This window comes from Desulfosporosinus sp. Tol-M2 (genome assembly GCF_059735615.1).
Genome location: NZ_JCAIJG010000139.1, coordinates 1 through 1,505 on the forward strand (window position 1 = coordinate 1; position 1,505 = coordinate 1,505).

Genomic DNA, 1,505 nt, shown 5'->3' on the forward strand with positions numbered 1-1,505 from the left:
CCTGTAATCTTCTGGTCACCTACTGCACCTAACGACCCGCCTGCCAGCACTACTGCTGTCGGGGCAGCTGGAACTTCTACAGCGACGCTATATATAGTTCCATTGGTCAAGCCTGTGACCTCAGTGCCGTTTAAGGCTTCTGCAGCCGAGTTCTCCGCTCCCAGTGTCCCGTTGGCTTGAACTCCGTAGCTCTTGCCACCAGACGTTACTACATATTTCGTTCCACTTGTTAATCCTGAGATCTTCTGGTCTCCTGCTGTCCCTAATGATCCGTCGGCTAGCACTACTGCTGTCGGGGTGGGAGCACCACCACCGGGGGGCTCTTTCTCTGCTGATTTTTGAGCCGCAACCGCAGCGTCAAACGCCGCTTTCACGGCAGCTTTATTGTCAAAATCCTTCCAGGCCAGGGCAGTATATACCGGCGTCTTATCGCTTAAGGAATTGTAGTCCGTTAAGTCTAAACCCAAAGTCTCCGCATAAGTTATGATGGCCTTTCCCATTCCAGCTGCATTCGGGGCTGCATTATTGATGGCAAACATAAATGAGCCATCTGCCGATTTAGTACCAAAGGTTTCTAACACCCCGCCATCAGATGCTGTGATCTGCATTGCGCTGTTTGAGGGCTTGCTGTACGCAACGGTAACTACTTCGTCGCCTACTAATTTATCAGCAAGCACTAACTTTAACTTACCATCGGTATTCGTCAACTCTATACCGGTAATTGTTACAGATTTTCCATTTACCGTAACCGTGAATCCTCCATGCTTGCCGATGGGATCGGCCATAGTTTTGCTGAAGTAGATACTCACATCACCCTTGTTCGTCACTTCGGTACGCACAAATGTAGGCGCAGCAGCACTGTTGGGGTCACCACTATTACCACCGGGGTTTACTACAGGTGTTACTACAACAGTTACTACCGAAATTTCTACGGGAGTAGCGGTCGTGGGCTTTCCGTTTACAGTTCCACCGCCGCTTACTATGGCCTTCCCAGTTGCTGAGGTTAAGCCCGTAATTTCCGCTCCGCTCATGACGACAATGTTTGTCGTTCCGGTGACTGTCATTTCAATGATTTTACCTGATAACAAGGTTATCGGCGAGTCATCATTAATTAATACGCTGGCGAACTGTCCTGCTAACTGAATTGCATCCGGTGTAGTTGCCCCAGCCACCCTTACAGCAGGAACAACGGCGCCGTCAGCAGCCGTTAGTTTTACACTCCCACTAAGGAAAACATCGTTAGAGAATGTCCCATTAAGCTGCACATTAACTGGTTCATTCAGGCGTGGTTGGGCAGATAAGACCCCTACATTTGCTCCGCTTTGTGATTCCACAGCAGTATTAGATTGAACTAAGGTAGTTCCAAAAATTGTTCCTGTTTTTGCCGCTACATGGACAGGGGAGGAACTTGAAACCACAAGACTATCAGCTTTAGTTCCTACTAAGTCAACACTGTGTTCTGCGCCTGAGAGAACAACAATTCTCGTGGCTTGCACACCGTCAAG

The 1,505-nt window shown here is 48.9% G+C and carries 1 protein-coding gene; it reads right to left on the bottom strand.

Features of this window, described 5'->3' with window-relative positions; all coding sequences use genetic code 11:
* Window positions 1-1,505: SwmB domain-containing protein (locus tag AC6I5A_RS11130; RefSeq protein WP_497900682.1), on the bottom strand; the 1,505-nt coding region annotated here is incomplete at both ends.